The organism is Coprococcus sp. AF16-22, from assembly GCF_003461545.1.
Taxonomy (GTDB): Bacteria; Bacillota; Clostridia; order Lachnospirales; family Lachnospiraceae; genus Coprococcus; species Coprococcus aceti.
The window spans coordinates 70457-83712 of the sequence record NZ_QTXH01000001.1 but is presented as its reverse complement, the minus strand read 5'-3'; the positions used below and the strand labels follow the sequence as shown (position 1 = coordinate 83712).

Genomic DNA, 13256 nt, shown 5'->3' with positions numbered 1-13256 from the left:
ATAGAAGCTATTCGTACTGTAAGCAATACTTATGAAGAATTTGCCTGTCCGTTCTGAAATATCAGAACTCTACATATGTAGTCGCGTTCGATATTCTTATAGCGCTCTCAAGATTAGCTTTAAGCTCATCCTGTCTGCCCTGTAAGTCTCCAACAACCTTTTCAGCGTCAATTGGATCCACCATGCTGTATACAAGATTATCGCAGTAGGCAGATATGCTTTTCAGACTGTCGTCACTGAGAACCTTCTTATCACTTGAAGCAAGCGCTGTACTCATGGCCTCCTTCTGTCTGTCGGCATTCTCCTGTGACTTATTGATAGCCATCTTGGCCTTGGTGAAATCGTTATTTATCTTTCTGATAAGAGCGTCATCAAAGTTAGTATTTGAGAAACTTCTTCCAAGTAAAGTCTTTCTGAGATTGATTGCCGCTGCCCTCGTCATGGTCACCCCTGCCACCTCTATATCCGTAGTGGCATTTGCAAGCAGGATCGCTGCATCAAGCCTGTTGTATCTGCTTATGAGATCCCTTATACTCCGAAGATCCGCCCTCGCCTCGTCATCAAACTCCTGCACGCTCTTCTTACCACCGATAACGATATCATCTGATGTCTTTTTCACTGTCACAAAACTGGCTCTGTCTATGGCATCATTGATCTTCTTTATCAGAAGGTCTCTCTCATCCAGAGCTCTTGTCACTATCATTTTCTCCATAATATTCGTATCCTCCTTATTTTAATAATTACATTTATATGTTATCCCCTTTTATTTCAGGTGATTTTTAACATCTGGCTCTTCAAATATGATCTGTTCATCACGATATTTGCTATCTCTAACGAACTAATTCCATACCACAGGCACCATATCATAATATATAAGTCTGTGCTTCGTATCCACGTACATATCCTCGTGATAATGTCCGAAGTACCACATGGAATATTCAAGTTTTCCTTCAAGTTCCTCAAAGAAATCCGTCAGTATATTCTGAGCGTACAATTCATGCAGGCGTCCATGCATCCTCTTTATATCTTCAAGCTTCAGCTGTATAGTGTTTGATGCGCAATGGGTTATGACATAGTCGACCTTGTAATCACAGCTCTCAAGATTTACCCTTGCTTCCTCTATCTCTGTATCTGTCGGAAGCTCCTGTTTCCACCATGATGTGTTCAATATTCTGAACGGTCTGCCACTCCCCATTGCCAAATTATATTTATGCTCGAACAAAGGATCATCCTTATCAAGCACGCCACCGCTTATATCGTGGCTCTGTGCTCCTCCGAACGTAAAATATCTTTTTCCCTCTATATCGAATACCTGTCCGCGCTCAAGAAGTATCACCTTATCACGGACTATATGCCGCACTTTGCCACCATGCCACTTCTCCACCGGGTATTCATCTATCATATTGTAATTCTCATGATTTCCCTGAACCCATAGAAGTGTAAATGACTGCTTTGCGAAGAATTCACAGTCCTGTTCAAAGGACTCTCCTTTTGCCCAGAGCAAACCAAGATCCCCGCATACGATCACTGTATCATTTTCAGTTAGATCCGGGCAGCAGGAAAATCCTCCTGACATAAATCTCCCAAACCTCCCGTGACAGTCGCCTGTAATATAAATCATTTCAAAATCACTCCTTTATTTAATTGCCTTGTAATCCGGCTCATCCGGCAGACTTATGTTCGCCTTTGCATACTCAAGTCTTCTCTCGTACCAGTTTGTTTTTTACAATGAACTTAATACGCTATTAAACACTCTGTAATTGGAATCGTCGCTTGGTCTGCAGTATACAGCAAACTCGATATTCTTAAATGCGTACATATAATCCCTCACCACATTTGCCGCAGCAGTTGCCACGACCTGCGGTTCGTTACAGAATGCTCCGCAACCAAACGCCCCGAGTATTACTGTGTCTGCATGATTTATAACCGCGCTGTCAAGTATTCTTCTGAGTCTTTTCTCATGGATGACCTGAAGTTCTCTATTGCTGGGTGTCACCGCTCTCGTTCCATCTCCGGAATTATATCTATTGCTGGGGTTTTCCCTGAGATTTGGCGCCGCACATGTGATCACATCAACTATATACCAGTCATCACGCTCCATTAGTTCCGGACGATCTGTATCAGTCTTGAACACAACGATATCTGGAGTGTATATGATGTCATCGTTATGTATTGGATCATGCGCCGCTCTGTGCGGTGTGTAGAACATTCCCCACATATCAGGGGTGTTCAGACAGAAATACAGATTGGAACATCTGCAGAGACATTCCTCCTGCGCCCCCGCACCATTTACAACTCCGCCGCCTGGATTTGTCGCTGATGCAAAGTTATGCACTGCTACATGATTCCCTTTATAGGCCTTTGCCGCCTCATAGCTTCTCTTCTTTGAGACAACCACATTTGCCTTTTTGTAAATATTCAGTTCAGGCGTTGGTATAACCTCCGCCTCTGCTATAAAGCGCTGATTTGCCACCGATATCTTTGTGACAGCTGAAAGCTCAGCATCCGTCTTGCACATGCGCTCTGTATCCTGAAATATACTTCTGTTCATCTCTCTGCGATCCATATTTTTTACACCCCTTTGATATTATGCTATTACATTACTCTATTATCCTGTTAGTTTTTTAACCTGCTATTCCAATACTCTCTGTTTTTACTGCTCTCCAATATATATAAGATGGTCAACATACTCTCTTTCCTCGCCCTTGAATATCGGTATATCATTGTCTATCATCCATCCTCTGAAATTTTCGTTGCTGCTGTCTCCTGTACATGACGGGACTTCATCTGCCTGTCCCCTGATGCAGCAGCTTCCCCTCTTGCATGTCACCGGGAAGTCATTCCAGTTTATATTCTTCTCAAGCATCAGCATATCCTGTATATCACCGGTGGACTTGCCATGCATCTGCTTCTGTGAGAAATTGGCATGCCCAACCATCTGTATCGAATTGCGGGATGCGTCGAGCTGCCTCCAATATATGAGATTCGTCACCTCTTCCTTCGGTATATTGAAGCATCTTGAATCAAACATCGCCCCAGTCTCACAGGCCTTATCAAGGACTTTGATATATTTGGGATCCTCCGTACCCTCTTCTTTAACCGCCTGCCTGCATAGCTCTCATAAAAACAGAATCAAACGGTCTCTTAAAATTCCTTGTATATGTATGAAATGCCTTGCCGTCTATTCGTATCGCAACCGGACAACGTCTCATAAGCTTTGTCTTCGGTATCTGCTCATAAAAATTCTTCATTCTGGTACCTATATCATCTCGAAGTCTTGCCACACTGCCACTTCCTTTCTTCCAAATCTTTCATATATTTCAAGTCGTTCATATCTTTCAAATCTTCCGCATATTCATTTATTGATATGCCCTAGTTTATATCACATCCGGCTGATTGGCTATAAACCCGTAGTTTAAAAATCTAACTGTTCCTCTTTACGCTTATAGCCGTGTATCAAATTTTCCATTCTTTTCTGAATATCTCTATCCCAACCTTCATACACATCTTTCCGGCATAGTTTCCCGCCTTCTGAATGATTTCGGGTTCTTCTTTCAGGCAGTCTTCATAAATTCTCTTTGGAAGATTCTTATAAATAATCTGTAAATCCTTCCTCTCGATTTTTTCGAGCATTATTCCTTCATCCACAAGCTTATTTACTATTTTCCGCACCCTGGCCTCGGTGACGATCATTCGGACATATCTTTCTGCCTCATCCATGTCTGCTTTTTTCTGTGAATCATCCCTTTTCCTCTTATTCTGCCTGCGGTTATCCACCTTTATCTCATAAAATTCTGGATTTACATACTTCAAAACATGTGGCTCACGTCCCTCCAAAAGAGCTGTCTGATCCTTTATGACAATTCCCTCCTGCTTTTTTCCATAGGCGGGATCATTTGCAAACTGTTTACAGTGTTCCCAGCTTATAAATTTCCCATAATAGAGTTCATGTACATATGGAATGCCACATTCATCTGCAATAGATTTCACAGAGTCCTGAGACAGCCACTGATCAGCATCTCCATCGAATATGCTGAACAGATAAAATTTGTCATAGTTATCTTTTTCATATATCACCGTATGTTTCACAAGCCACTCTCCGAAAAATATGTAATGTGGATACCTTGCAAATGGTTCCTTGTCCATTTTCTGAACATATTCCCAGAATCCTCTTAAGTTCTGGTCCTTACTCAGCTCATTATTACGGCTGAACGCTCTGAGGACATCCTCTTTTTCGTCATACCGTATACTTGCATTGGCCCCATCCACTTTTTCCGTGATACTGATGATATCTCCAACCTGAAATGCCCCTGTGTTTACCGGGAGTGTGATGTCATCGAGCATTGTTTCTCTTTCCCTTACCACCTGGATATCTATATATTTCTTCACAATCGACCTCCAAATTTTTGACATTTAACAGATCTGCTTGCAACGCATTATAGCTAGTGTTTCTGCCGTTTTCAACGCATTTCAAGCAACTTCTGCATTTTCAGTCAAACGCTGATTTTCAGCCATTTGTGGGCATTTTCAGGGATAAAAAATTTGTTACCCCTGCACAAAACTTAAGCTGGAACATAAGGTGAATTTCTACCCCATAGACAAATAAAATGTAGAACATAAGATAACCGATTTTACCCCATGCACAAAAACGGGCAAGAAAACGACATGCCCGAAGCTTCCCAGGCACATAATGAATTGTTTCCCCAAGGTTTAATAGTCTCACAAAATATAGTATTTTTAAAGTTTATGATAGAATATAATTTATAATCACTGTCATATGGTCCTCAAATATACCGATTTAGTAATAAATAACTTTCAGCACATTTGACTTATGATCTCAAGAATATTTATAATAATTCATATGCATTCTGATATATATGGTCTAAGCAGGCTGCATATGTTGACTATCACATTTTACTGAACAGGAGATTTTTAATGAGTGTAAATAAAGATTCAAAATACCATTCTTTATCAAAAGAAGTTTATGAACAGATCTTAGGCGACCGTGAACACGGCAAGATAAACCCATATGCATGCAATGACTCTGACATTATAAGGCGTCAGCCAGACCATGATGCCCCACATCTGTGGAGACCTGCATTTGTCATGGATGTGGAAAAGATACTTCACAACAACTATTACAATCGCTATTCTGATAAGACACAAGTTATCTCATGCTACAAGAACGATGACATATCAAGACGTGCACTCCACGTCCAGCTTGTATCCAGAATTGCAAGGACTATCGGAATGACTCTTGGACTCAATCTTGATCTAATAGAGGCGATCTCCCTTGGACATGACATAGGACATACTCCATTTGGTCATGCCGGAGAGCGTTATCTGAATGAGATCTACAACGAGCATACCGGAAGGCTCTTCAACCACAACATCCACAGCGCCAAAGTCCTTGACAAACTTATATTCCGAAATATCAGCCTCCAGGTGCTTGATGGTGTTATATGTCACAACGGTGAAATGGAACAGCAATGCTATACACCTAAGACATTTAACACTGACGATCCATGGGGGGAATTTGACAGGTCGGTGGAGGACTGCTACACAGATCCTTCTGCAAATAAAAAACAGATCCCAGGTACACTTGAAGGCTGTATCATGAGGATCAGCGATATCATAGCCTACCTCGGAAAAGACAGGCAGGATGCAATAAAGATCGGTCTCATTCCAAATGATGATTCTTTCTCTGCAGGCAGCCTTGGATCCTCCAACGCCCAGATAATTCACAATATGACTGTCAATATCATAGAAAATAGCTACGGAAAACCTTATATAAGCATGGATCCGGATGTATATGAGACCTTCTCCAAAGCCAAGACTGAGAATTACCAGAACATATATAACAATGACAGCCTCAACACAATGTATAATGACAACATAAAGCCAATGTTCTATTGTATATACGAAGAATTACTGAGGCAGGCTAAGAGCAAAGACACTGATTCCATACTGTATAAACACCATGTCAACTACATAAAAGATGCAAACCGGTATAGCAATTATTTTGGTAAAAAAGAATTCATCAACAATTATCTCAGTCAGGATCCAAACGAAATCGTAGTAGACTTCATCGCCAGCATGACCGACGACTATTTCATAGATCTATATGAATACCTTTTCCCAGATGGACCATACAAGGTCGACTATGTCGGATACTTTGACAACATCTGATCATAATTGTCAAAACAAATACCTCCCAGGCAGATTGTTATATTTCCATCATCCGCCTGGGAGGTATTATCATACATTTTTGTAATTAAAAATAACTATTCACTATCGACTACTTGCCGGTCTGATCTGACATTTTCTCTATAAGTTTCTTACATTCAGCCTCAAATTCATCTTCCACTTCTCGCCATGGTCTTTCGGCCTCAGCAGGGACTGAACTAAGGTTGTCCGTATTCCTGTACTCCTCGCCTTTCATCAGATTCTTAAGTTCGAAATTCATCATCTCATCATCTATCTGTTTCCACATAGCATTTTCTTCTTCGCTCAGATCAGCAAGTCCAAATCGCTCAAGTATAACGTTCATGATCGAACTCTCTATCTCAAGATAATTGGACAAATGCGCTTTTACCGGTCTGATTATGTCTGATATATACGCCTCGCTGGCATCGTGCAACAGACAGGCAAGCTGTAACCGCTCTGACCATCCCCTTGCCTTCGCCTCATTCATACAGTTGATGGAGTGCTGTGCCACAGAAAAGAAATAGGACACATGCCCTCCACCGCGGCACGTGAGGCTTAACGCATGCGCTATATCCTGTATTGATATGTCAGCAACTGCCATATTCATCGGATCTATTTTGTTTCCTGTATACGTGTTCATCGTTGCCATATCACAGTCTCCTTATCCTTATTTATCAGCATTTTAAGATAGTATATCCTTGTCGTATCATATTCCACTTTTAATTCATTCAATGTCTAGCAATTCAGAAATAATATCATTGAATTGTCTGCTCTGATCTATGTTGCACACGTGACCACAATGCTCTATTATTATCAGCTCCGCATCTGTCAAATCAGCTTCCTCCACGATTCCATTTATAAAACACAGATCACCACGCCCGGAAATATATACATTCTCCTCGTGTAATCTGCTCACGAACTCGTCACAAAGTGAAAAATGCTCAATAAAAATATTCATATACGCCTTAAATTCCTGACTGTTTAATGCCTTGGCACATTTGCAGAACACCTTCCTGCTTGTCTTGCTGACTTTCCATGGCATAAATAACTTTGCCATTATTCTGTAGACAACAGGAAATGGAAGTTTGTCACCTATCTTAGCAAAGACATTGACAGCACGCCTGAGTGGTTTTCCAACCGTGCCAAGCGCACCCACAAGTATTGCTTTATCTATGTAACTTCCGCATCTCATCTCCATATATTTGATAAATATAGTTCCAAGTGATACGCCCATAAAAACAGCTCGCTGTATCCCCCGCTCATCAAGCACCTGTGTTATCTCACCCACGACAACATCCAGCGTACTTCCCATCTTGGACAATTTTAGTTCACTGTCTCCATGACTTGGCAAAGTTATCGCCAGAACATTAAACTTCTTCTGAAGCAAGGGAATCTGCTTCTTCCATACCCTGTTGTTTCCTCCAAATCCATGAAGCAGAACTATATATCTATCGGTATCACATGAACTTTCAAAAACTTCATAATGTAACAATATCCTTGCATCCCCTTGATCATTTGTATTTTGTATTACAGCTTTACTATCAATCTGGTATGACCTCTATATACACCTGATCATACTTATCCCTTAGCTCCTGTTTTATCTCGTCTCTCACCTTATGAATGATACTTATATGTATCACATCCGTCTGATTTCCTATATATACCTCAACCCACAGCTTCCGCCCGGTCTGGATGACATCCAGAAAAGTGACCTCATATGGGTAATCCTTCATATGCTGATCCACTATGGCTCGTATCTGACTAAGCGTCTCTTCCTCCGGAGCAAAAAGAATAAGATTCTTGATACTCTGAAATATCTCGCACACCGGCTCTTTTATAAGAAGAAGTGCCATAACCACCGCTACAGCCGGATCAATATAAGGGGTAATAAAACGCAGGTTTGTATGCAACAGAGCAGTCTGTACCGCAAATGCTACAGCAACTCCCATACTGCTTATTACGTCAAGCTTCCACATATACAACTCCGCTTTAATAGTTGTAGACTCATATTTCTTACTGTAATGACCAAGTATCGCATACATAACCGCACAACATACACATACAAGAAATTCGAATACCGCTATGCTCCCCGCATCTACCTCATGTCCACCATGAAACAACAGCTTTATATTCTCAACCATGAGATTACATGTGAGTGCAAGTAATACACTGTACTTCACAAGGAGGAAAAGTGATTCCACCTGGGCATAGCCATATGGATGTTTCTCTGTCACAGGTTTATACAGAAGCGGAACCAGCACCATAAATGGTCCTATCATGACCAGATCTGCGGAGTCGAACAGGCAGTCCGTCCAAAGCGAATGTGAATGGGTATACCATGCCATCACGCCCTCCGCAAGTATGAAGAAGACACTTCCCATAAAAGACAGACGAAGTATTCTCTTCTCTATTGCAAGCTTGTCCTTTCTCGACCTACGTTCCTTCTTCTTAGCTTCTCTTTTACTAATTTCTACATCTCTTTCATTCATTATATATTCTTCCTATGTTTAATTTCCATAGACCACAATATCATCAGTACATAATATAATCAAGTATCGGCTATTGATTTCTCCTTTTTGATATGCATATTTTTTACAAAAAAGTCCCTGTAACCACCTCATGGCAATTACAGGGACTCATATTGTCTTTATTAAGCTAATTACTTACAAGTTCTGTTCGTCCGAATCCTACTTGTTAGCGATTGCAGCCTGAGCAGCAGCAAGTCTAGCGATAGGTACTCTGAATGGTGAACATGATACATAATCAAGACCAATCTTGTGGCAGAACTCAACTGATGAAGGATCTCCACCGTGCTCACCACAGATACCGATGTGAAGCTTTGGATTAACTGGCTTACCAAGCTTAACTGCCATATCCATGAGCTTACCAACACCTGTCTGATCAAGCTTAGCAAATGGATCGTTCTCGAAGATCTTAGCATCATAGTAAGCATTTAAGAACTTACCAGCATCATCTCTTGAGAATCCGAATGTCATCTGTGTAAGGTCGTTTGTACCGAAGCAGAAGAAGTCAGCTTCCTTAGCGATCTCATCAGCTGTAAGAGCTGCTCTTGGGATCTCGATCATTGTACCAACCTCATACTTAAGATCTACGCCAGCAGCAGCGATCTCAGCGTCAGCTGTCTCAACAACTACCTTCTTAACGTACTTAAGCTCCTTAACCTCACATACAAGTGGGATCATGATCTCTGGCTCAACTGTCCAATCTGGATGCTCCTTCTGAACCTCGATTGCTGCACGGATAACAGCCTTTGTCTGCATCTTAGCGATCTCTGGATATGTTACAGCAAGACGGCATCCTCTGTGACCCATCATAGGGTTGAACTCATGGAGTGAGTTGCAAAGTGCCTTAATCTCCTCAACGCTCTTGTTCTTAGCAGCAGCAAGCTTCTCAATGTCAGCCTCCTCTGTTGGAACGAACTCATGAAGAGGTGGATCCAGGAATCTGATAGTAACTGGGTTACCCTCAAGTGCCTCATAAAGAGCCTTGAAGTCTCCCTGCTGATATGGAAGGATCTTATTAAGAGCTTCCTCTCTCTCTTCTACTGTATCAGAGCAGATCATCTCACGGAATGCTGCGATTCTCTCTGGATCAAAGAACATATGCTCTGTACGGCAAAGACCGATACCCTCTGCACCAAGCTCACGTGCCTTCTTAGCATCTGCTGGTGTATCTGCATTTGTTCTAACCTTAAGTGTTCTATACTTATCAGCCCATGCCATAACACGGCCGAATGTTCCTGCGATCTGAGCATCAACTGTCTTGATAACTCCATCGTAAATGTTACCTGTTGTACCATCGATTGAGATGTAATCTCCCTCATGGAATTCCTTGCCAGCGAGTGTGAACTTCTTGTTCTCCTCGTCCATAACGATATCGCCACAACCTGATACACAGCATGTACCCATACCACGGGCAACAACTGCAGCGTGTGATGTCATACCACCACGAACTGTAAGAATACCCTGTGCTGACTTCATACCTGTGATATCCTCTGGTGATGTCTCAAGACGTACAAGAACTACCTTCTCGCCTCTAGCTGCCCATGCCTCAGCATCGTCAGCTGTGAATACGATCTTACCACAAGCAGCACCTGGTGAAGCGCCAAGTCCCTTGCCCATTGGTGTAGCTGCCTTAAGAGCTGCTGCATCAAACTGTGGGTGAAGAAGTGTATCAAGGTTACGAGGATCGATCATTGCAACTGCCTCTTCCTCTGTCTTATGTCCCTCATCAACAAGGTCACAAGCGATCTGAAGAGCTGCCTGAGCTGTTCTCTTACCATTTCTACACTGAAGCATGTAAAGCTTCTTGTTCTCAACTGTGAACTCCATATCCTGCATATCATGGTAGTGATTCTCAAGAGTCTCACAAACCTTGATGAACTCTGCATAAGCATCTGGGAACTCCTGCTCCATCTGAGCGATTGGCATTGGTGTACGAACACCGGCAACAACGTCCTCGCCCTGTGCATTGATAAGGAACTCACCCATAAGCTTCTTCTCACCTGTTGCAGGGTCACGAGTAAATGCAACACCTGTACCAGACTCATTGTTCAGGTTACCGAATACCATAGGCATTACGTTAACTGCTGTACCCCATGAATAAGGGATATCGTTGTCTCTTCTGTATACGTTCGCACGTGGGTTATCCCATGAACGGAATACAGCCTCGATAGCTAACTTTAACTGCTCAACTGGGTCTGAAGGGAAATCTGTTCCTAACTGGTTCTTGTACTCTGCCTTGAACTGCTCAGCAAGTGTCTTGAGATCCTGTGCTGTAAGCTCTACATCGAACTTAACACCCTTCTCTTCCTTCATCTTGTCGATGAGCTGCTCGAAGTACTTCTTACCAACTTCCATAACAACGTCTGAGAACATCTGGATGAAACGTCTGTATGAATCGTATACGAAACGCTCGAATGCTGGATCTGGGTTGTGTGCTATCATAGCTGCAACAACGTCATCGTTAAGACCAAGGTTAAGGATTGTATCCATCATACCTGGCATAGATGCTCTTGCACCTGAACGAACTGATACAAGTAATGGATTTTCAAGATCTCCGAACTTCTTGCCGTTGATCTCCTCCATCTTCTTAACGCCATCCATAGCCTGAGCCATGATTTCGTCATTGATCTTACGGCCATCCTCATAGTACTGAGTACAAGCCTCTGTTGTAATTGTGAAACCCTGTGGAACTGGAAGACCAATTGCTGTCATCTCTGCAAGGTTTGCACCCTTACCACCGAGAAGATTACGCATGGTCATGTCGCCTTCGCTAAACATATAAACCCACTTGTTTGCCATTTGTTTGTTACCTCCTACGTAAACTTTATATTTCATGGTGTGAAGTCCCCGTGAAGTCTCCACACGCGCTAGACTGATTATAACATATATGTCAACATTAGCAAACTCTTTTTTCTATATTTTGTGTATAAACCAGTCCATTTTTACATATAGTTGAATTATATGTATATTCCATTATATTACGCTTAATTACAGCAACATTTGTGTGCCGACCTGAAACAGACTGGCAACTGATCTTCGCTGACCAGTATTCAAAAATTTCCAAATTGGCAAACTGCCCGCACAGCCCTATTCATCCCGTAAAAAACATAGGCTGCGGAAATCTCCGCAGCCTATGTTTTACCTTATATCATGTCGCCTATCGGCTCCATGTGGATATTCGCATTATATCAGTCTTGCGCAATTACAACTGTCACAATGCACATTTTATTACAACTTACTCGCCGTCAATAGCTTCCTTAAGAATATCAAGACCTGCAATAAGATCCTCATCTGAGATGATAAGTGGTGGCATGATCTTGATGACCGCGTTGTCACGGCCAGCTCTCTCTATTACAAGCCCCTTCTTGAAAGCTCTTGCTGTGATGGCACCAGCTGTTGCATCGTCCTTAACCTCTACGCCCCAGAGGAGTCCGATACCACGTGTTGCAATTACATTTGGATCGCCGTCTATATTCTTCTCAAGATACTCTCTAACTATCTCGCCCTTACGTCTTGTTTCTGCCTCGATGTTGTTGTCAAGCATGAACTCAAGTCCTGCCTTTGCAGCTACCATTGAGAGCTGGATTCCACGGAATGTACCTGAATGCTCACCCGGCTTCCAGAGATCATACTCCGGCTTGAACATTGCAAGTCCCATAGGGAATGGGTATCCGCCGATTGACTTTGAAAGTGAGAACATATCAGGCTTGATTCCTGCTCTCTCAAATGAGAAGAATGTACCTGTTCTTGCACAGCCTACCTGTACGTCATCAACAACCATAAGGATATCGTTCTTATCACAGAACTCACGGAGTGCCTTGAGGTACTCTACTGAGAATACATTTACACCACCATCTGCCTGTACTGTCTCGATAAAGATTGCTGCAGGCTTCTCAACACCTGAATGATCGTCATCAAGAAGTGTCTGCATGAACTTGATCGTATCAAGCTCTGGGAACATGTAAGGAGCTGGAATGTGGTATACGTTGTCAAGTCCAACGCCTGCTCCTGCACGGCTTGCAGCATCACTTGTAAGTGATATTGAGCCAAGTGTCATACCATGGAAACAACCCATATATGCCCAGATCATCTCTCTCTTCTTGACCTTACGTGCAAGCTTTAAGAGTGACTCAACTGCATTTGTTCCTGTAGGACCTGCGAACATGATCTTATAATCAAGTCCTCTAGGCTCAAGGACCTTTTTCTCGAAGAACTCGATGAATTCAGCCTTTGGTGCTGTCATCATGTCAAGAGAATGCATGATTCCATCGCTCTGGATGTAATCGATAACCTTCTCCTTTATATAATCATTGTTATGACCATAGTTCAGCGCGCCTGCTCCTGCGAAGAAGTCTATATACTCCTTACCATTCTCGTCATACATCTTGGCTCCCTTGGCCTTTGTAAATATCTCTGGGAAACTTCTACTGTACGATCTTACATTTGCCTCGTATTCTGAAAATAACTCTTTACTATGCATCTTAATGCCTCCTGTAATTCAGTGTCCCGTATTATCTCCGGTCA

Annotated in this window: 12 protein-coding genes; 1 reads left to right on the top strand and 11 read right to left on the bottom strand. The window is 42.3% G+C overall.

The genetic code is table 11. The features are described 5' to 3' along the window. Positions 1-61: 61 nt before the first annotated feature. The 6 genes from DWW60_RS00375 to DWW60_RS00355 form a co-directional block, all read right to left on the bottom strand. Positions 62-712, bottom strand: coding sequence for a hypothetical protein (locus DWW60_RS00375; RefSeq protein ID WP_117874164.1), 651 nt, complete (start codon positions 710-712; stop codon positions 62-64). 126 nt (positions 713-838) lie between these two features. Next, positions 839-1621 (bottom strand): metallophosphoesterase, encoded by a 783-nt coding sequence (locus tag DWW60_RS00370; protein ID WP_022216336.1) that lies wholly within the window; start codon positions 1619-1621, stop codon positions 839-841. 102 nt (positions 1622-1723) lie between these two features. Beyond that, on the bottom strand, positions 1724-2566 hold the full coding sequence (locus DWW60_RS00365) for a TIGR02452 family protein (protein ID WP_055272816.1): 843 nt from the start codon (positions 2564-2566) through the stop codon (positions 1724-1726). An 87-nt stretch (positions 2567-2653) separates the two neighbouring features. Continuing rightward, a complete protein-coding gene (locus DWW60_RS13565) occupies positions 2654-3031 on the bottom strand; it encodes a hypothetical protein (protein ID WP_243002884.1) in 378 nt (125 codons plus the stop codon). A gap of 64 nt (positions 3032-3095) precedes the next feature. After that, on the bottom strand, positions 3096-3284 hold the full coding sequence (locus DWW60_RS13560) for a tRNA(His) guanylyltransferase Thg1 family protein (RefSeq protein ID WP_055272812.1): 189 nt from the start codon (positions 3282-3284) through the stop codon (positions 3096-3098). A gap of 172 nt (positions 3285-3456) precedes the next feature. Further along, entirely contained in the window at positions 3457-4389 is a 933-nt protein-coding gene (locus DWW60_RS00355; RefSeq protein WP_243002883.1) for an RNA ligase family protein, read from the bottom strand. Positions 4390-4935: 546 nt separating this feature from the next. On the opposite strand from DWW60_RS00355, the gene DWW60_RS00350 reads away from it, so the two are divergent. Further along, positions 4936-6189 (top strand): deoxyguanosinetriphosphate triphosphohydrolase family protein, encoded by a 1254-nt coding sequence (locus DWW60_RS00350; RefSeq protein ID WP_055272807.1) that lies wholly within the window; start codon positions 4936-4938, stop codon positions 6187-6189. Between the two features lie 109 nt (positions 6190-6298). Here DWW60_RS00350 and DWW60_RS00345 read toward each other — a convergent pair whose 3' ends face one another. From DWW60_RS00345 to DWW60_RS00325, 5 genes are all read right to left on the bottom strand, one after another. Continuing rightward, positions 6299-6856, bottom strand: coding sequence for an HD domain-containing protein (locus DWW60_RS00345; protein ID WP_117874162.1), 558 nt, complete (start codon positions 6854-6856; stop codon positions 6299-6301). Positions 6857-6931: 75 nt separating this feature from the next. Next, positions 6932-7699: an alpha/beta fold hydrolase gene (locus DWW60_RS00340; protein ID WP_055222776.1), complete on the bottom strand. Its 768-nt coding sequence runs from the start codon at positions 7697-7699 to the stop codon at positions 6932-6934. Between the two features lie 49 nt (positions 7700-7748). Further along, positions 7749-8696 carry a cation diffusion facilitator family transporter gene (locus DWW60_RS00335; RefSeq protein WP_055144244.1) on the bottom strand — a complete coding sequence of 316 codons (948 nt, stop codon included), beginning with the start codon at positions 8694-8696 and terminating at the stop codon, positions 7749-7751. A gap of 198 nt (positions 8697-8894) precedes the next feature. Then, positions 8895-11531, bottom strand: coding sequence for a pyruvate, phosphate dikinase (ppdK, locus tag DWW60_RS00330; RefSeq protein ID WP_015534133.1), 2637 nt, complete (start codon positions 11529-11531; stop codon positions 8895-8897). Between the two features lie 436 nt (positions 11532-11967). Beyond that, positions 11968-13212 carry an aspartate aminotransferase family protein gene (locus tag DWW60_RS00325; protein ID WP_117548834.1) on the bottom strand — a complete coding sequence of 415 codons (1245 nt, stop codon included), beginning with the start codon at positions 13210-13212 and terminating at the stop codon, positions 11968-11970. Positions 13213-13256 lie beyond the last annotated feature (44 nt).

What these genes read in the sequence shown, in the direction of transcription:
- DWW60_RS00375 (WP_117874164.1), bottom strand. Translation starts at nt 712, where the DNA reads ATGGAGAAAATGATAGTGACAAGAGCTCTGGATGAGAGAGACCTTCTG.
- DWW60_RS00370 (WP_022216336.1), bottom strand. Translation starts at nt 1,621, where the DNA reads ATGATTTATATTACAGGCGACTGTCACGGGAGGTTTGGGAGATTTATG.
- DWW60_RS00365 (WP_055272816.1), bottom strand. Translation starts at nt 2,566, where the DNA reads ATGGATCGCAGAGAGATGAACAGAAGTATATTTCAGGATACAGAGCGC.
- DWW60_RS13565 (WP_243002884.1), bottom strand. Translation starts at nt 3,031, where the DNA reads ATGTTTGATTCAAGATGCTTCAATATACCGAAGGAAGAGGTGACGAAT.
- DWW60_RS00350 (WP_055272807.1), top strand. Translation starts at nt 4,936, where the DNA reads ATGAGTGTAAATAAAGATTCAAAATACCATTCTTTATCAAAAGAAGTT.
- DWW60_RS00345 (WP_117874162.1), bottom strand. Translation starts at nt 6,856, where the DNA reads ATGGCAACGATGAACACGTATACAGGAAACAAAATAGATCCGATGAAT.
- DWW60_RS00335 (WP_055144244.1), bottom strand. Translation starts at nt 8,696, where the DNA reads ATGAATGAAAGAGATGTAGAAATTAGTAAAAGAGAAGCTAAGAAGAAG.
- ppdK (WP_015534133.1), bottom strand. Translation starts at nt 11,531, where the DNA reads ATGGCAAACAAGTGGGTTTATATGTTTAGCGAAGGCGACATGACCATG.
- DWW60_RS00325 (WP_117548834.1), bottom strand. Translation starts at nt 13,212, where the DNA reads ATGCATAGTAAAGAGTTATTTTCAGAATACGAGGCAAATGTAAGATCG.